The organism is Psychrobacter sp. bablab_jr014 (assembly GCF_016464015.1).
Classification (GTDB): domain Bacteria; phylum Pseudomonadota; class Gammaproteobacteria; order Pseudomonadales; family Moraxellaceae; genus Psychrobacter.
On record NZ_JACDXT010000032.1, the window covers coordinates 21,699 to 38,909 of the forward strand.

Below are 17,211 nucleotides of genomic sequence, written 5' to 3' on the forward strand. Positions count from 1 at the left end.
ATACTATCAAACAATATCTTATGATTTGTCGTTAGGAGGCACTCATGAAGCTAACCGCCATCATTTTCAGTATGGTCGCCGCCTTATCACTAACCAGTTGTGCAACGCGGCAGGCAGCCAGTACCGACTGGACCCCATATCTCAAATCCATGCAAAAAGGCTGTGATTATCCTAACCCGACAACCAGCAGCTTACCCATACCTTATCAGCAATCGATTATCGATACCGAAACGCGCTATCGTGGCGAAAATACCGATAAAGAAACTCTCACGACGTATGTGCTCAGTAATGCCACTGCCTTTGGGCGGCCGCTGAATAAGATTGAATACTTAAGTGGGTATGAGTGGTCACATCTAAAATTATACTTTGCCAATGATCCGCAAGCATTACGCAAGGAGTTTACGCTGCCTGTGGATAAATATGATTTCAACACGGTAACTAAAAACGATAGTAGCGGCTATCAAGTGACGGGCGAGGGCTTTACGCATTTAACGTTTGATAAAAAAGATAACAGCATTGCTTGTGGGTTTGGGGTGTAGCGTAAAGTAAGATTTTTGGTGATGTATATTTTTCAGAAGTAAAAACCAATAAACCTTAAGATGGTAGCGCTGCTGTCTTAAGGTTTTTTTCTACCTATAAAATATCTTTAATAGAAAATGACGTATTTATGATTAAAAAAAGTCACAACTACTAATAATGAATAAAATTCAACTTATAATAAGTTTATATCGTTTTTATTCATGTTAGAGATTTGGTTTAATACACCCATACAGACATTCAGTGTTATCTCAATTTGTAGGGTAGGAATCACCATGACTAAGCCTTTTGCATGCTCAATCAAGCACATTCGTTTTGATGAAAACTATCAGCCTGCCAGCAGCACGCGCATGACGACCAACTTTGCCAATCTTGCGCGCGGTGAAGCACGCGAAGACAACCTACGCAAAGCGATTACCATGATTAATAACCGCTTTAACGCACTGGCGCATTGGGACAACCCAAATGCCGATCGTTATTCGGTCGAAGTGGACATCGTGTCTGCCAACATGGATATCGAAGGCAATGGCGATGCGTTCCCTGTGATTGAGATGCTGCAAACCACCATCGTTGACCACAAAGAAAACAAGCGCATCGACGGTATGGTCGGCAACAGCTTTTCTTCTTATGTGCGTGATTATGATTTTAGCGTGGTACTGCTAGAGCACTTTAACAAAAATCCAAATGCCAAAGCGCCTGAAGGTTTTGGCGACTTGCACGGCAAATTGTTTAAATACTTGCTGAGCTCAGACGCGTATCAAGAAAACTTTGACAAGCAGCCTGTGATTTGCCTCAGCGTATCGACCAGTAAGACCTATTATCGCACCACCAATGTGCACCCTGTGCTGGGCGTGGAATACAAGCAGGACGAGTATTCATTGACCGACGATTATTTTTACAAGATGGGCTTGGTTGTGCGTTACTTTAAGCCTGAAGGCAGCGCTGCGCCACTTGCGTTTTACTTTGCGGGCGACTTGACCAGCGACTACACCGATCTTGAGCTGATCAGTGCAATCAGCACCATGGAGACGTTCCAAAAGATTTATCGTCCTGAGATTTATAACGCCAATTCAACGGCAGGTCAGGTCTATCAGCCAAGCCTAAAATACCAAGACTATTCGCTGACGCAGATTGTTTATGACCGTGAAGAGCGTAGCCAAATGGCTGTCAAGCAAGGCAAGTTTACCGAAGAGCAGTTTATCAAGCCGTATCAAGACATCCTGGATACGTGGGCGGCCAACTATAAGCCTGAACAAGACGCGGCATAAGTGCCTTTGCTTTATTGCACGCTCATTCATTTTTAAGCGACTTATTACTTTTATAGAAGATATACCGACATGACTTTATTATTACCGACCTCTACCGCTGGCAGCTTGCCAAAACCTGCATGGCTGGCTGAGCCTGAAAAGCTTTGGTCACCATGGAAAGTCGCCGATGACGCACTGGCAGAAGCCAAAAAAGATGCCTTGCGCGTGTCACTACAAGAGCAACTGCTGGCAGGCATTGACATCGTCAGTGATGGCGAGCAGACGCGTCAGCATTTTGTGACCACCTTTATTGAGCATTTAGACGGTGTGGATTTTGAAAACCGTGAGACCGTGCGTATTCGTAATCGTTATGATGCAAGTGTGCCTTCGGTGGTCGGTGATGTAAGCCGCCAAAAGCCTGTCTTCGTTGACGATGCCAAGTTTTTGCGTTCACTGACCGACCAGCCGATCAAATGGGCGCTGCCAGGGCCGATGACCATGATTGATACCTTGTACGATGGTCACTACAAAAGCCGCGAAAAGTTGGCGTGGGAATTTGCCAAAATCCTTAACCAAGAGGCCAAAGAGTTGGAGGCGGCAGGCGTGGACATCATTCAGTTTGACGAGCCTGCGTTTAACGTCTTTTTTGATGAAGTTAATGACTGGGGCGTGGCGACACTTGAGCGCGCTATCGAAGGCTTAAAGTGCGAAACGGCCGTACACATCTGCTACGGCTACGGCATTAAGGCAAACAACGACTGGAAACAAACGCTTGGCTCGGAGTGGCGCCAGTACGAAGAAGCCTTTCCAAAACTGCAACAGTCAAAAATCGATATCGTGTCGCTTGAGTGCCAAAACTCACGCGTACCGATGGACTTGATTGAGCTGATTCGTGGTAAAAAAGTGATGGTTGGCGCGATTGATGTGGCGACCAATGAGATTGAAACGCCAGAGGCTGTGGCAGATACTTTGCGTAAAGCCTTGCAATTTGTTGATGCGGACAAATTATATCCTTCAACCAACTGCGGTATGACGCCGCTGCCACGTCACGTTGCTCGCGGCAAGCTAGAAGCCTTAAGTGCAGGCGCAGCTATCGTCCGTGAAGCGCTGAGCGTGGGTGCATAACGCGTCTATCAACCGTCGTTATCTCTCTATTGAGCCGTTTGATGCGCTTATTGTTCATAAAAAGACAATAGGCGCATCGCGCTAACACTGTCTCAAAAATTGCGACCGTTAATTGTAGGATGTCATCATGATTGAAGCCATCGACTTTAGAAACGCCATGTCATTATTGACCACGGCTGTCAATGTCGTCACCACCGAAGGCACGTCAGGTGCGCACGGATTTACTGCTTCGGCAGTATGCAGCGTGAGCGACAACCCACCGACGCTGCTCGTGTGTATGAATCGCGCCTCACGCTCACACGTACATTTTGTGGGTAACAAGACCTTGTGTGTCAATGTTTTGGGCGCGCAGCATGAGCAACTGTCTAATGCCTTTGCCTCAAAGATGAGCTCAGAGGAGCGCTTTGCTAAAGCGGATTGGCAGACCTTGGTGACTGGCTCGCCTGTTTTAGAAGATGCTTTGGTCAGCTTTGATTGCGAGATTGAGCAAGTACAAGAAGTGGGCACGCACAGCGTGTTCATGTGCCGCGTCGTCGCGATTAAGCAAAGCACGCAAGATGAGAGCTTGGTGTATTTTAACCGCGGCTACCATCAACTGCGTCAGGCTGAAACTGTCTAGGGATAAGCCCTAATAGTCTTTTTCATTTTCCATTTCTATTGGCCAACCAAAAGTAAGTATCTCGTGGAACTCATTATATTTTTAATTATAGGCGCTCTGGCAGGCTTTGCGGCAGGGCTGTTCGGTGTTGGCGGTGGTACGATTATCGTGCCGCTGTTGTTTATTGTGTTTACGCAAATGGACTACAGCCCTGATGTGGTCATGCATCTGGCGCTGGGCACGTCGCTTGCCACCATCATCGTCACCTCAATCAGCTCCTTAATGGCGCACAATAAAAACGGCGCGGTTATTTGGCCGGTTTTTACCAACCTTGCGCCTGGTATGGCGCTCGGCTGCTTTTTGGGTGCAGGCATTGCAGGCTGGCTCTCAGGCAATCACTTACAAATCATCGTCGGTGCGTTTTTGCTGTGGGTGGCTATTAAGATGCTTAGAGGCAGTAAAGCACAGCAAGTCGCCAGCTATCAAGTCATGCCATCAACGCCCAAGCAGCTTGCCGCAGGGGCGGGGATTGGCGTTGCCTCCGCCATCTTTGGTATCGGTGGTGGCAGTATCACCGTACCGTATCTCAACCGTTATGTGGTCATGCAAAAGGCGGTAGGAACATCTGCGGCGTGCGGGCTACCCATCGCCATTGCTGGCGCGCTTGGGTTTATGATCTTTGGTATGCAAGACCATGTTGACGTGCCAAATGCCATTGGCTATGTGCATATTTATGCCTTTTTGGGCATTGGTATCATGAGCTTTTTTACCGCCAAATTCGGCGCAAAAGTCGCACATCAGCTCTCGCCTGCATTGTTAAAAAAATGCTTTGCCGTATTGCTGCTCGCTGTCAGCTGTTTTTTTCTATATAAAGGATTGGTGTAAGAAAATACGCAATAGCGATTCATTGACCGCGATATAAGAAGCTTCGTAATGGTACGAGGCTTTTTTAGTACCGTCTACCTGTCTGAATAACACGCCCTAAGATGTGCTTTCATTGTCAGCCCATGGAGTCGTTAGCGTTTAAGACGAGGACACGACTTAATAGCCCAGCTCATTTAATACTCGATACATATCGCATCCATTTTGATCACCGCGATCACAAGCCCTCCCAAACCATTCTTTTGCTTGTAGTTTGTCTTGGCGAACACCCTTGCCTTCTTGATACAGTATACCAAGATGACACTGAGAGGGGGTATGGCCTTGCTCTGCGGCTCTTTTATACCAGCTGACGGCCGTAGCCAAATTTTGAGGCACATGGGTCCCCTCTTGGTAAATCAGACCCAGTTGATACTGAGCGTTAGCATAACCCTGCTCAGCAGCCTTTTTATACCAATTAACGGCTATCGCTAAGTCTTGAGACACACTTTCGCCTTCTTGATAAAACAAGCCAAGATAATATTGAGCGATGATATGTCCCTGTTCAGCAGCTTTATGATACCAATTCATTGCGGTCGCTAAATCATGCGCCACATAGGTGCCTGCTTGATACAGCAAACCAAGTTGATATTGAGCGTCGGCATGATGTTGTTCAGACGCTTTTTCGTACCAGTTTATGGCTGCTGTTACATTTTGAGGTATAGTTTTGCCTTCTTGATAGAGTAAACCAAGTTGATATTGAGCGTTAGCGTGACCCTGCTTAGCGGCTCTGTGATACAAATCAACTGCTGTCATAAAGTCTTGAGACACGCCTTTGCCTTTTTGATGCAGCACACCCAGTTGATACTGAGCGTCAGCATGATCTTGCCCAGATGCTTTTTGATACCACTTTATGGCGGTGATGAGGTCTTGAGGCACACCTTTGCCCTCTTGATAAAGCAAGCCAAGATGGTACTGAGAAGGAGCATGACCTTTGTTAGCTGCTTTTTGATAGGACTTAGCAGCTATGGTTAAGTTATCGCCAAGATAAGAGCGCTTTTTTTTATTATAAAAAAAGCGCTTTTTAAAAGATTTAAAAGCCATTATTTATTCTTAAAAATAAGAGTGTTGATATTACAAAGAGCGATGCCAAGTAAGTTCACTATTTTTAGTAAAATCTTTTATTGTCTACAATATCAAACAATTATCATCGGTTCTTCAATACAATATAGGCGAGTAAAGTTTAAGCAAGATAGAATATAGTATAATCAGTCTACTAGACTTCTTGCATAAGTCATCGCTAGCCCTTGCAATTCCGTCAGTGAAAGTTAATAAACTGGTACTTTTGCAAGAGGTCTAATCAAATGAATTTATTTTCCTGTATTGTTTTTATTTAGACTTGACTATAACAAATATAAAACATTAAATATACCTATAAAAATATTAAACAAAGCTTGTAGAAGTTTTTAATACAGAGCTATACGATGTGGCTAAAATAAAATTAATACGGCATAAAATTTCATGTTCAATGAAAACTATTTTGCTATGTCTTGTCCTTTAACGCTGTAAAAATAATATTTAATCTCGCTACACCCTCTTTGGAAACTTAGCTATAGCGTTGTCGTTGACCCCAGAAGCCTACTGGATGACGGTATCGGTCTAAGCATCTTTTATCAACCCATCCTATGCAAACATTGCACAAAATATTTCTGAGTCAACAAGACTGATATTTACAGAAAAATTTTACTATACTGCCTTACCCCTCAAAAAAAGGTGAAGGTTATGAAAAACTGGCTTTTTTTAGCTGCTGCAATACTAGGAGAGGTCATCGCCACCTCGGCATTAAAATCTACCCATGGTTTTACACGCCTGCTGCCTTCTATTGTCGTGGTCGTTGGTTACGGCGCTTCTTTCTACTTGTTGTCTGTATCTTTAAAGTCGATTCCCGTTGGTATTGCTTATTCAGTATGGGCGGGCGTTGGTATTGCACTGGTGACACTCATTGCGTGGCTTGTCTATGGACAAAAAATAGATGGCTGGGGATTTGTAGGTATTGGACTGATTGCGTCTGGTGTTGGCGTGTTAAACCTGCTCTCCAAAGTCAACGTCCATTGATAGTGAGGATATTCACTGCTTGTCCAAGTGTTTGATTGTCATCTCTAAGATAGCGTCGTGGCAATCTATTGTCACATACAGACCTTTAATCTGCGATGATGATGCTTGCTGGTGTAAAATTGACCAAAGATGTAGTGAACCTGAATTAGGGAGAAAATACGGATGCGCGATGCCCATTTTAAAGACCATTTTTCTAAACATTCAGCAGGCTATGCCACCTATCGTCCTTCGTATCCCTCTGGTTTGATAGATGTACTGGCGGATCTGTGTCCCAGTCAGCAGCGTGCTCTAGACTGTGGCTGCGGTACAGGGCAGCTCTCGGTATTGCTGGCAAATAGGTTTACAGAAGTTATTGCGACCGACGCCAGCAGCGCTCAAATTGCTAAAGCCAACAAAAAAGACAATGTAAACTATAAGACGGCGCTCGCTGAAAATAGTGGGCTGGCTGATGCGTCTGTGGATTTAGTCACGGTCGCCCAAGCCGCGCACTGGTTAGATTTAGCGCCGTTTTATAAAGAGGTGGCGCGTATTGCCAAAGTCAATGCCATTCTAGCGTTAATTACCTATGGGGTGGTACACGTTGAGGGTGAGGTCGATCGCTTGGTGCAGCAATTTTATTATCAAGATATCAATACCTATTGGCCAGCAGAGCGCCAGCATGTCGAAAATGGCTATCAGGATTTGCCTTTTCCTTTTGCAGAGATTCAAACGCCCACGCTAGAGATGCGGGCGTATTGGGATTTAGAAGCGCTCATCGGCTATTTTAATACTTGGTCAGCGGTAAAAGCCGCTACCCAAGCATTGGGCGTCAATCCTACCGAGGCATTAAAACAATCCCTGTTGCCGATTTGGGGCGACCCTAAGACGACAAAAACAATCACATGGCCACTGTCGATGCGGGTCGGTCGAGTCAATGTGTCTTAAAGGCTTGTGGAGGATTTAAAATAGTGCCTCTTCCCAGCCAAATACATCCAAAACGCGCTGCCACTCGCTATCGACATCGGCTCTCAAGACTAATGGCTCATTTGTGACGGGATGGCTGAGCGCTAGCGTTTGCGCATGTAGCAGCATACGCTGGCAATCATACTGCGACCGAAAAAATCGCGTGTGGCGTATGTCGCCATAGCTGGTATCGCCGATGATGGGGTGAAACAGATGCTTCATGTGCCTGCGCAGTTGATGCTTGCGCCCTGTCTCAGGCGTGAGGCGCACAAGGCTGTAGCGGCTGGTGGGGTATTTTTTAGAAACGGCAACAGGCAGCTCAACCTGCGCCAAGCATTGCCAATAGGTCACTGCCGTTTGCGCGGGCTTGTCCATGCGAGCAAACTTGTCCGCGATGGCATCAGGTTGAAAGCTGAGCGCATAATCGACCGTGCCTGATTGCGGCATAAAGCCGCGCACCACTGCCAAATATTGCTTGGTCACGCGGCGTTCGGTAAAGGCGTCGGTCAGTGTGCGCGCTACGGCTGAGCTTTTGGCAAACAGTAGCACGCCCGATGTCGGCCTATCTAAGCGATGTACGGGAAAGACGTGACAGCCTACGGCATCGCGGGTGAGCTGCATGGCGAAACGCGTCTCGCCTTTATCCAGCCAGCTACGGTGTACCAGTAGCCCCGCTTCTTTATTAATCGCCACCACATGCTCATCTTCGTAAATAATCTCGACCTGCGGCGGGGTATCGCTTGCGCTATTCATGTCCATGCCTATGGGTTAATAATGCGGTTAAAACGGCTGCTGATGCTCATCGTATTTTTATGAGCGGTATAATATGGTGTGTATTGTAAAGACAATCGAGCAAAAATATCAGAATTTGACTGCTTTAATCGCAAAAAAATCCCTTGCTACCGATTAAAAGATAGCAAAGGATCTCATGTATAACAACAATAATTTTATAAAAACTTTATTAAAATCAATAACTTAAATTTATTATTCTACCGTCACCGACTTAGCAAGGTTACGTGGTTGGTCAACGTCCGTGCCACGCAGTACCGCAACATGATACGAGAGCAGCTGTACAGGGACGCTATAGATAATGGGCGAGAGGGTTTCGCACACGTCGTTGACGTTCACAAGGTGCAGGCGGTCTTCTGCTTCGATACCGCTGGTTTCGCTAGCGAATACAAACAGCTCGCCGTGGCGGGCGTGCACTTCTTGCATATTGGCCTTGAGCTTATCGAGCATACTGTCTTTTGGCGCAAGCACCACAATCGGCATGTCTTTATCAACGAGCGCTAATGGACCATGCTTTAGCTCGCCTGCTGCGTAGCCTTCGGCATGGATATACGAGATCTCTTTGAGCTTGAGCGCGCCTTCTAGGGCAATGGGGAACTGTAGTCCGCGACCAAGGAACAGACAGCTTTTCTTATCCTCAAAGTGCGCGGCCATGGCTTTAATCGGCGCATCAAGGTGTAGGCTGGCGTACAGTTGACCAGGCAGCTTTTGTAGCTCGCTGATATGGTTGCTAAGTGCCGCGTCATCAATGCGACCTTGTACGTGACCTGTCTTTAGCATTAATAGCATCAGCGCGACCAGCTGGGTGGTAAAGGCTTTGGTCGAGGCAACGCCAATCTCAGGGCCTGCCAATGTCGGCAAGAAAATATCGGTTTCGCGCACCAGTGATGAGGTCGGCACGTTGCACAGCGCAAGGCTGACCAAACCTGCTGGGTTTTGTTTTTTGATGTCGCGTAGCGCTGACAGCGTGTCGGCGGTTTCACCCGATTGCGAGATGCAGATGACCAGTGAGTTGTCCACGACCACAGGGTTACGGTAGCGGAATTCGCTCGCGACTTCGACACTGCAGGGCAGGCGGGTGATGCTCTCAAACCAGTATTTGGCGACCATGCCCGCATGATAGCTGGTGCCGCAGGCGATGACTTGCACATGACGTACGCCTGAGAGCTGCTCGCCATGACGCTCAAGGAAGTCAGCGCGCAGCGTGTTTGCTGCAAGGTTGTCAATCGCCATCTCAAGGGTACGCGCAACCGCATCAGGCTGCTCGTAGATTTCTTTGAGCATATAGTGCTTAAACTCGCCTTTATCAGCATTATGCTGCTTGGCATCAATCTCATGCACTTTGCGGCTCACCACTTGACCATCTGCATACACTTCGATGTTGTTGCGGGTCAGTTTTGCGATATCGCCTTCTTCTAGGTACATAAAGCGGTTGGTCACAGGCAAGAGCGCCAGCTGGTCAGAAGCAATAAAGTTTTCGCCAATACCGACACCAATCACCAAAGGCGAGCCAAGACGCACAGTAATCAGCGTATCTGGGGTGTCGACATGGATGACACCTAGGGCAAACGCGCCATGCAGACGAGGAATCACCGCGCGTACGGCTTCTAACAAGCCATTGGTCTGCTTATAGAGGTCGTGAATCAAATGCGCAACCACTTCGGTATCGGTTTGCGAGCTAAAGACATAGCCTTTGTCTTGCATTTCTTTTTTTAGCTCGGCATAGTTTTCGACAATACCATTATGGACGACGGCGATTTTGCCTGAGACGTGCGGGTGCGCGTTGTGCTGCGCAGGCTCGCCATGAGTCGCCCAGCGGGTGTGGGCAATACCGATGTGCCCGTCAAAAAAGTCGTCACTGGCATCGACTGCATCGACTAGCGCTTTTACTTTACCCACTTGGCGCTCGCGATGCAGCTTGCCATTATGAATGACGCTCAAGCCCGCAGAGTCGTAGCCACGGTACTCTAGACGTTTTAAACCTTCTAACAAAATATTAGCAATATTGCGTTCGGCGACAGCGCCAACGATTCCGCACATGATGTGTCCTCAAATAAATGCAACCGAGTACGGCACACACGTGGCATGCCGTGCTATCGGAATATAAAGGGGGCGATGTTAGCAAAAGTCCAAGGGCTATGGTTGAGCGTATTTGGCTGGCAGAGCATCGCCTATAAAAGCGTACAGGGTAAACGTTACTTTTGCTCGTGTTTGCTTGGGCGCTGGTAATTGGCTTTGTCCACTTGACGCGCGCGACCAAAGGCTAAGGCATGGTCATCGACGTCTTTGGTAATCACTGAGCCTGCCGCGACAGTAGCAGTTTGCCCGATGGTCACAGGCGCAACCAAACTGGCATTTGAGCCAATAAAGGCATTGTCTTTAATTTGGGTAACAGATTTATTGACGCCGTCATAATTACAAGTAATCACGCCTGCGCCGACATTGACATTCGCGCCAACGCTGGCATCACCGATATAGCTTAAATGATTGACCTTGCTACCTTCACCAATGCTTGATTTTTTAATCTCAACAAAGTTGCCGATACGGCTGTTTTTTGCCAAATGGGTATCAGGACGCAAATTGACAAACGGGCCAATAGTCACGCCCGCTTCAATGTGCGCGTGATCGATGACGCAGTATGGCTTTAGATGGCACGCATTCCCAATGCTGGTATGTTTAATCACGCAGCCTGCTTCGATATAGACATTGTCGCCCAAGACGCAATCGCCCTCAAAAATCACATTGGCATCGACGAACACGTCTTGACCTGCGGTGACGCTGCCACGAATGTCCACGCGCGCAGGATCGGCGAACTGTACGCCCGCCACTTGCAAATCATGAATCATTTTGCCTTGCCATGTGCGCTCTAGGCAGGCAAGTTGCTGGCGGTTGTTCACGCCTTCGATCTCAAAGTCGTCTTTAGGCTCAATCGCGGCAATGACGATGCCATCCGCAACCGCCATTTTGACGATATCGGTCAGATAGTATTCTTCTTGCGCATTGTCGTTGGACAGCTTCGGCAAGTATTTATGCAACAATGCATTGTCCACACAATAGATACCGCTGTTAATCTCTTGAATGGCGCGCTCTTCTTCACTGGCGTCCTTTTGCTCGACGATGGCGACGATGCGCCCTGTATCATCACGCTTGATGCGACCGAGGCCAAACGGATTGTCCACGGTCAAAGTCAGCATCGACATGCCTTCGCTGTTGGCGCGTTGCAGGTTGTCCAGCGTCTCGGCGCTAACAAGCGGCACATCGCCGTATAAAATCAAACTTTGACCGTCAGTCGACAGCTCTGACAACGTCACTTTGACCGCGTGGCCTGTGCCCAGTTGCTCTGTTTGTGCTACCCAGTCGATGGGCAGATGTCCATAATGGGCATTGATATGTTCTTGTACTTGTTCGCCGCCAAAGCCGTGTACCACAATGGTTTTATCTACGGCTAAATTATGACACGTGGTCAATACATGACCCAGTAATGGCTTCCCTGCCAAAGTTTGTAATACTTTTGGTTTTGCAGACTGCATACGTGTGCCTTTGCCTGCTGCCAAAATAATTACTGATAAAGAAGGTTTCATAGTTACCCTACAAATAAAACACAATATTACGCCCAATTATAATCAAAATTGTGCATGAAAAAAGGGTCAACGCGTGCAGGCTTTGTAACGCTTGCTGCAGTATAAGCAGCACTATAAAAAGGACAGATGACACGCATATATCAGCAGACAGCTTCGCTATAAAAGTCAACAAAACCTGCGTACTACTAAATAACGATAATATAAAAATGAAGGTGGGGCAACCATTGGTCCTGATATATTGCTAATGGTCTTAGTTGAAAAAGCGGCTGCTTTTATACGATATAAGGCAAGATTAAAAAATAAGCATGGTAATGCTATAAATCACCACCCACACCACAGCAGCCATCACGCCTGCGATTAAATCATCGAGCATCACGCCCAGACCGCCTGACACTTGCTTGTCCGCCCAACCAATCGGCGGCGGCTTTAAAATATCAAAGACCCGAAACAAAACAAACGCCGTTGGTAGCCAGCCCCAAAACATCGGCTGCAATAGCATCGCCATGGTGTTTTCAGGGGCAGGCAGTATGTAGGATAAAATATAAGACAGCGGCAACAGCGTAATCCACATGCCCGCCCATTCATCCCAGACGATGTGCGGATCATCATGTACCTGCATCAAGTCCGAGGTGCGCCCGCAAATATAAATGCCAACGATGGATGCCAAAATGGTTAAACACAAAAAAGGAATAAAGCCCAAGGTCAATAACGGCAACGCGGCAATCAAACCACCGACCGTACCCCATGTGCCTGGCGCGCGCTGCGGCATGCCGCTACCGAGTCCGATCCCCAGCCAGTACACGATGCCATCGGATAATGACGCATCGGCAGGCAGCGCAGGGCATTGATTGGCTTTACGAATATCGGGCTTGGTCGCGTGCGGTTGCGTCATGGATTAGCCTGTAAAGTGTTGGTAGCCGTCAAGCGTCGGCAACGTGGTAAAAGGCGCTGGGCGCTCAGATGTGATGGGCTGCCCTTGATAGAATAGTATCGGCTGCGGCGTCTCTGGGACGAAGGGCAGGGCAGCCAATGCTTCGGTAGACAATACCTGACCGATAGCATGCACGGGTGTCACGGTATCTGGCGGCGACAGTGACGGCGCTAAAGTAAACGTGAGCTCGTAATCATCGCCGCCTGTCAGCTGATGCGTCAAACGCTCGGCAAAGGCAATTTCAGACAAGGCGCTACTGACGGGTAAGTGCTCCACATCAATACGCAGATAGACGTGACTGGCACTACAAATATGCTTGAGGTCTTGATAAAGGCCATCAGAGATGTCAATCATCGCGCTCGCGGGAAGCTGTCCCAGCGCATTGCCTAATGCGGCACGCGGAGTCGGTGTGTGCAGGCGGTGTGCAAGTTGCTTTCCAACCTTGGTATCAGGATATTGTAAGGCATAACTGGCATCGCCAAGCGTGCCTGAGACGTATAATGTATCGCCTGATTTTGCGCCAGAGCGATAGACAGGTGTGGCAGGCGCATTAACAAAACCTTGCGCGCTGATGCTAATCACCAGCTGGTCATGACGAGTGGTGTCACCACCGATTAAAATCACACCAAACTGCTGGCAGGCGTGAAATAAACCCTTAGCAAAGGCTTCTAGCCATACAGTATTTGCCAAGCGCTGGGGCAGGGCAAGTGCGAGTAGAATACTGTGTGCAGTCCCGCCCATCGCCGCAATGTCCGAGACATTGACTGCCACCGACTTATAGCCAATGGCAAACGCCAGCGCCTCGACACTGTCCCAGTCGGCGGCAAAATGTCGCCCTTGGACAAGCGTATCAATACAGCTGACCAGACGCGCCCCAGCAGGTACGCGGGTGATGGCGGCATCATCGCCGATGCCTTTTTCAATATCATGGGCGTTTGGCGTATCGTGTTGCAAGGTAGCAAAGATACGCTCAATCAGCTCAAATTCAGTCATTGCTGTCGGTTTTTGGCGTCGTGCGCTCGCGTTTTACTGCGCCCTTTTTGGCGCTGATGCGCGGCTTGCCGCTGGTGGGGGTGGCTGCGGTGTCGGCTACTGCGGCAGCTTTGGGCGCTTGCGGTACCGCTTTTGGCGTTGCTTTAGGTGCGCTTGGCTTGGCGGGGGTGGGCTGTGTTTTGCCGTCCGCCTGTACTTCTACGCTGCGCAGTTCATACGCCAAACGGTCAAGCACCGCATTGATGAGTTTGTGTGCGTCGGTGGCACCAAAATGGTTATTTAGCTTCATCGCTTCATCAAGTACCACTTTGTACGGCACTTCGATGCGGTTTTTTAACTCATAAGCACCGATGAGCAAAATGGCGTGCTCAACCATATCGAGCTTACTGATATCGCGGTCAAGGTGCGCGGCAATCAAGGCATCTAATTCATTAATCTGCTGCGGGATTTCTTGCATCATCTCGTGATAGTAGCCCAAATGCACCGTATGCATGGCATTGGTCGCACGGGTACGCGCTGCGATGTCGTGCGGGGCATTGTCGCGCCAGTTGTCTTGACCGTCTTGAGTAAAGCGATAATCGGTCATCAGCCATTCATACAGCCCTTGAAGCACAAAACGACGCGCCTTACGCACCGCAGTATGACTGGTTTTATAAGAAGACTCACTCGTGTGCAGATCCTGCTCAGGATTTTGGGTGTCTGTAGAGGTCGCAGCGTTGTCGATACGCTTGAGATGGTCAGTCATAAGGGTCAATACCTAAATGTTAAGCTAAAAATGTAAAAATACAGCGAGCGGTGCCTGCCGCGCTTTGGTTATCTGCATCAAAAAAACGGATAAGACAAGACGTATCGGACAAAAACGCCGCATTAAAATGACAATGCCGCTATTATAAAACAACGGCACGCAAAAGATGGCAAAAATCGTACGCTTTTTAGTTACTTAGCCAAAAGCAAATGTGTCTTTATCGTTTTATTCATGATTACTAAAAATAAAACGGTAAAAAGTTATGCTAAAAAGCGCTGGGTCAAACGTAGTTACTTACGCACTGATGATGTCGTCATCGCTGTCTAGTTGTGACAAGACTGCAATCATCTCAAGCGCAACCATGGCAGCTTCTGCGCCTTTGTTGCCCGCTTTGGTGCCTGAGCGCTCAATCGCTTGCTCGATGCTGTCGGTGGTGATGATGCCGTTGGTCACAGGCAGGTTGTAATCCATCGCAACCGCGCTTAAGCCTTTGGCAGACTCGCTCGCCACGATATCAAAGTGTGGGGTGCTGCCACGGATAATCGCGCCAAGCGCCACGATAGCGTCAAAACGGTCAGACTCCGCCGCGCGCTGCGCGACAAGTGGCAATTCAAACGCACCTGGTACACGAATCACGCTGATGTTGCTGCCTGATACGCCGTGACGCAGTAGCGCATCAATCGCGCCATCGACCAATGATTCAACGACAAAGCCATTAAAACGACCGACCACAATACCGATACGCACGTCATTATTTTCGTGCAAGTTGCCGTCAATGTGGGTCACGTCATTGCGCTGCTGCTGTAGATTTGACATAGTCTTGTCCTATATTTTGTTTTTTGGAGTAAAGCAGAAAAATACGGTCGCTATCATAGCATTTTTTTACAGGCGCATCTGTATGCCTTGCGCTGCCATAAATGCTTTGGCTTCACCAATCGTATGCTCACCAAAGTGGAAAATACTCGCCGCCAGCACCGCATCGACGCCGCCTTGTAGTACGCCGTCTGCCAAATGCTGCAAATTGCCCACGCCGCCTGAAGCAATCACAGGCACACGCACGCGATTGGTGATGTGCTGCATCAAGGCAATGTCATAGCCTTTACGCGTGCCATCGCCATCCATGGAGGTGACGAGCAGCTCGCCTGCGCCCAGCCCCGCCATTTTTGCTGCCCACTCAACCGCATCAATGCCTGTCGGTTTGCGCCCGCCGTGGGTAAAAATCTCCCAGCGCGGCGTTAAGACGCCCTCGACCAACACATCATCCACGCGCTTGGCATCAATCGCCGCAACGATACATTGGTCGCCGAATTTTTGTGCCGCTTCACCGACAAATTCAGGGTTAAACACCGCTGCCGAATTGATCGCGACTTTGTCCGCACCTGCATTTAACAGACTGCGAATATCGGCAATCTTACGCACGCCGCCGCCGACGGTTAACGGCACAAAGACAGTCTCTGCCATGCGCTCGACCGTATGATAGGTGGTGTCGCGTCCATGATGGGTGGCGGTAATGTCCAAAAAGGTAATCTCATCAGCGCCTTGTTCGTTGTAGCGTTTTGCCACTTCGACAGGGTCACCTGCGTCTTTGATATCGACGAACTGTACGCCCTTGACCACGCGTCCGTTATCGACGTCGAGACATGGGATGATACGTTTTGCTAGCATAAAACCGCCTATTCACTCGCGTAAGAATACAAAGGGGAAAGCATTAAAATGCTATGATACGCGGAACTATTTTACAAAACAAACGGGAAAGGCGACTTATGTGCCAACTGCTCGCAATGAACAGCAAACACCCTGCCGATATCGGCTTTTCTTTTGCTGGCTTTCGCGCGCGTGGCGGATTGACTGACGACCATATCGACGGTTTTGGCATTGCGTATTTTGAGCCGACAGGACTGCGTCTATATTGTGATGACAAGGCCGCGATGGACTCGCCGCTTGCTGAGCTGGTCAGCCAAACGCGCACCAAGGCGACCACAACGCTGGTGCATATTCGTAAGTCAGACGATGATTTACTCACTAACGCGCATCCCTTTCCCCGCGAGCTGTGGGGTGAGGCGTGGGTGTTTACGCACAATGGCAAAATAACTATTAAAGACGCGCCCGCCAGCGACCCGATTAAATAAGCTTCCGCGCACTATTATGTACCCATTGGCGATACCGATTCTGAATTTGCGTTTTGTTATCTGCTCAATCGATTAAAAGAGCATTTTGAATACAAGCCTGATGCCAAAACCTTGCACGCGTTTTTGGCCAGTCAATGCCGCTTTTTGGCAAAGTATGGGCTATTTAATTGTCTATTATCCAATGGCGAGTGGCTGCTCGGTTATGCCACCACCTTATTGTTTTATGTCACCCGCCAAGCGCCCTTTGGCACCGCCATGCTGATTGATGTCAATAAAACCATCGACTTTGCGGCGGTCAATGATGCCGATGACATCATCACGGTGTTTGCCACCACACCCTTAACGGATGATGAAGACTGGCAACAACTGGCGGTCAATGAATGTATCGTCTTTGCTAATGGACAACAGGTGCATCAAGATGTGCCAAAGTCCCCTGAGTATTTGTCAATTGAAGAAGGGCTGCAAATTGCCAAAAATGCGTAGGGCGTGTTGAACATTCGCAAATAGGCACTGCTGATCGCTAAAATTGTTCCAGACAAGGCGCAAAGCGACGATAATGCAGATGCCTTAGCGAGATTTGTAACGCAGTATGGGGCAATTTTAGCATCAGCCCGCAGGGAC

The 17,211-nt window shown here is 48.4% G+C and carries 16 protein-coding genes and 1 pseudogene; 8 read left to right on the forward strand and 9 right to left on the reverse strand.

The window, feature by feature from the left end; translation table 11 throughout:
- Positions 1-44 precede the first annotated feature (44 nt).
- The 5 genes from JIE71_RS08435 to JIE71_RS08455 all read left to right on the forward strand — a co-directional run bounded on the left by JIE71_RS08435 (position 45) and on the right by JIE71_RS08455 (position 4,392).
- Positions 45-539 (forward strand): hypothetical protein, encoded by a 495-nt coding sequence (locus tag JIE71_RS08435; RefSeq protein WP_199508280.1) that lies wholly within the window; start codon positions 45-47, stop codon positions 537-539.
- A 273-nt stretch (positions 540-812) separates the two neighbouring features.
- Complete coding sequence (locus JIE71_RS08440; RefSeq protein ID WP_199508281.1) at positions 813-1,805, forward strand: DUF1852 domain-containing protein; 993 nt, start codon at positions 813-815, stop codon at positions 1,803-1,805.
- 69 nt (positions 1,806-1,874) lie between these two features.
- The gene (locus JIE71_RS08445) at positions 1,875-2,909 is read left to right on the forward strand and encodes a methionine synthase (RefSeq protein ID WP_199508282.1); all 1,035 of its coding nucleotides are present in this window, start codon (positions 1,875-1,877) and stop codon (positions 2,907-2,909) included.
- A gap of 127 nt (positions 2,910-3,036) precedes the next feature.
- Positions 3,037-3,528 carry a flavin reductase gene (locus tag JIE71_RS08450; RefSeq protein ID WP_199508283.1) on the forward strand — a complete coding sequence of 164 codons (492 nt, stop codon included), beginning with the start codon at positions 3,037-3,039 and terminating at the stop codon, positions 3,526-3,528.
- Between the two features lie 63 nt (positions 3,529-3,591).
- Positions 3,592-4,392 carry a sulfite exporter TauE/SafE family protein gene (locus tag JIE71_RS08455; protein ID WP_199508284.1) on the forward strand — a complete coding sequence of 267 codons (801 nt, stop codon included), beginning with the start codon at positions 3,592-3,594 and terminating at the stop codon, positions 4,390-4,392.
- A gap of 156 nt (positions 4,393-4,548) precedes the next feature.
- Here JIE71_RS08455 and JIE71_RS08460 read toward each other — a convergent pair whose 3' ends face one another.
- On the reverse strand, positions 4,549-5,469 hold the full coding sequence (locus JIE71_RS08460) for an SEL1-like repeat protein (RefSeq protein WP_199508285.1): 921 nt from the start codon (positions 5,467-5,469) through the stop codon (positions 4,549-4,551).
- 678 nt (positions 5,470-6,147) lie between these two features.
- On the opposite strand from JIE71_RS08460, the gene JIE71_RS08465 reads away from it, so the two are divergent.
- Complete coding sequence (locus JIE71_RS08465) at positions 6,148-6,480, forward strand: DMT family transporter (RefSeq protein ID WP_199508286.1); 333 nt, start codon at positions 6,148-6,150, stop codon at positions 6,478-6,480.
- Positions 6,481-6,642: 162 nt separating this feature from the next.
- The gene (locus JIE71_RS08470) at positions 6,643-7,404 is read left to right on the forward strand and encodes a class I SAM-dependent methyltransferase (RefSeq protein WP_199508287.1); all 762 of its coding nucleotides are present in this window, start codon (positions 6,643-6,645) and stop codon (positions 7,402-7,404) included.
- Between the two features lie 15 nt (positions 7,405-7,419).
- Here the strand turns inward: JIE71_RS08470 and truC are convergent, their stop codons facing one another.
- The 8 genes from truC to hisF form a co-directional block, all read right to left on the reverse strand.
- A complete protein-coding gene (gene truC, locus JIE71_RS08475; protein ID WP_228284601.1) occupies positions 7,420-8,175 on the reverse strand; it encodes a tRNA pseudouridine(65) synthase TruC in 756 nt (251 codons plus the stop codon).
- A 231-nt stretch (positions 8,176-8,406) separates the two neighbouring features.
- Positions 8,407-10,251 (reverse strand): glutamine--fructose-6-phosphate transaminase (isomerizing), encoded by a 1,845-nt coding sequence (gene glmS / locus JIE71_RS08480; protein WP_199508289.1) that lies wholly within the window; start codon positions 10,249-10,251, stop codon positions 8,407-8,409.
- 155 nt (positions 10,252-10,406) lie between these two features.
- Positions 10,407-11,792, reverse strand: a complete 1,386-nt coding sequence (glmU, locus tag JIE71_RS08485; RefSeq protein WP_199508290.1) for a bifunctional UDP-N-acetylglucosamine diphosphorylase/glucosamine-1-phosphate N-acetyltransferase GlmU — start codon at positions 11,790-11,792, stop codon at positions 10,407-10,409.
- Positions 11,793-12,084: 292 nt separating this feature from the next.
- The gene (locus JIE71_RS08490) at positions 12,085-12,684 is read right to left on the reverse strand and encodes a phosphatidylglycerophosphatase A (protein ID WP_199508291.1); all 600 of its coding nucleotides are present in this window, start codon (positions 12,682-12,684) and stop codon (positions 12,085-12,087) included.
- Positions 12,685-12,687: 3 nt separating this feature from the next.
- Positions 12,688-13,716, reverse strand: a complete 1,029-nt coding sequence (thiL, locus tag JIE71_RS08495) for a thiamine-phosphate kinase (RefSeq protein WP_199508292.1) — start codon at positions 13,714-13,716, stop codon at positions 12,688-12,690.
- The gene (gene nusB / locus JIE71_RS08500) at positions 13,709-14,461 is read right to left on the reverse strand and encodes a transcription antitermination factor NusB (protein ID WP_199508293.1); all 753 of its coding nucleotides are present in this window, start codon (positions 14,459-14,461) and stop codon (positions 13,709-13,711) included. Before nusB ends, thiL begins: the two co-directional genes overlap by 8 nt.
- 294 nt (positions 14,462-14,755) lie before the next feature.
- Complete coding sequence (gene ribE, locus JIE71_RS08505) at positions 14,756-15,277, reverse strand: 6,7-dimethyl-8-ribityllumazine synthase (RefSeq protein ID WP_199508294.1); 522 nt, start codon at positions 15,275-15,277, stop codon at positions 14,756-14,758.
- Positions 15,278-15,343: 66 nt separating this feature from the next.
- Positions 15,344-16,126: an imidazole glycerol phosphate synthase subunit HisF gene (hisF, locus tag JIE71_RS08510; RefSeq protein ID WP_199508295.1), complete on the reverse strand. Its 783-nt coding sequence runs from the start codon at positions 16,124-16,126 to the stop codon at positions 15,344-15,346.
- Positions 16,127-16,224: 98 nt separating this feature from the next.
- Here hisF and JIE71_RS08515 point away from each other — a divergent pair.
- Positions 16,225-17,073 (forward strand): annotated as a pseudogene (locus tag JIE71_RS08515) (class II glutamine amidotransferase).
- The last annotated feature ends 138 nt before the right edge of the window (positions 17,074-17,211 follow it).

What these genes read in the sequence shown, in the direction of transcription:
- glmU (WP_199508290.1), bottom strand. Translation starts at nt 11,792, where the DNA reads ATGAAACCTTCTTTATCAGTAATTATTTTGGCAGCAGGCAAAGGCACA.
- ribE (WP_199508294.1), bottom strand. Translation starts at nt 15,277, where the DNA reads ATGTCAAATCTACAGCAGCAGCGCAATGACGTGACCCACATTGACGGC.
- JIE71_RS08450 (WP_199508283.1), top strand. Translation starts at nt 3,037, where the DNA reads ATGATTGAAGCCATCGACTTTAGAAACGCCATGTCATTATTGACCACG.
- JIE71_RS08440 (WP_199508281.1), top strand. Translation starts at nt 813, where the DNA reads ATGACTAAGCCTTTTGCATGCTCAATCAAGCACATTCGTTTTGATGAA.
- hisF (WP_199508295.1), bottom strand. Translation starts at nt 16,126, where the DNA reads ATGCTAGCAAAACGTATCATCCCATGTCTCGACGTCGATAACGGACGC.
- glmS (WP_199508289.1), bottom strand. Translation starts at nt 10,251, where the DNA reads ATGTGCGGAATCGTTGGCGCTGTCGCCGAACGCAATATTGCTAATATT.
- JIE71_RS08470 (WP_199508287.1), top strand. Translation starts at nt 6,643, where the DNA reads ATGCGCGATGCCCATTTTAAAGACCATTTTTCTAAACATTCAGCAGGC.
- nusB (WP_199508293.1), bottom strand. Translation starts at nt 14,461, where the DNA reads ATGACTGACCATCTCAAGCGTATCGACAACGCTGCGACCTCTACAGAC.
- JIE71_RS08490 (WP_199508291.1), bottom strand. Translation starts at nt 12,684, where the DNA reads ATGACGCAACCGCACGCGACCAAGCCCGATATTCGTAAAGCCAATCAA.
- JIE71_RS08465 (WP_199508286.1), top strand. Translation starts at nt 6,148, where the DNA reads ATGAAAAACTGGCTTTTTTTAGCTGCTGCAATACTAGGAGAGGTCATC.
- JIE71_RS08435 (WP_199508280.1), top strand. Translation starts at nt 45, where the DNA reads ATGAAGCTAACCGCCATCATTTTCAGTATGGTCGCCGCCTTATCACTA.
- JIE71_RS08445 (WP_199508282.1), top strand. Translation starts at nt 1,875, where the DNA reads ATGACTTTATTATTACCGACCTCTACCGCTGGCAGCTTGCCAAAACCT.
- JIE71_RS08460 (WP_199508285.1), bottom strand. Translation starts at nt 5,469, where the DNA reads ATGGCTTTTAAATCTTTTAAAAAGCGCTTTTTTTATAATAAAAAAAAG.
- thiL (WP_199508292.1), bottom strand. Translation starts at nt 13,716, where the DNA reads ATGACTGAATTTGAGCTGATTGAGCGTATCTTTGCTACCTTGCAACAC.
- truC (WP_228284601.1), bottom strand. Translation starts at nt 8,175, where the DNA reads ATGAATAGCGCAAGCGATACCCCGCCGCAGGTCGAGATTATTTACGAA.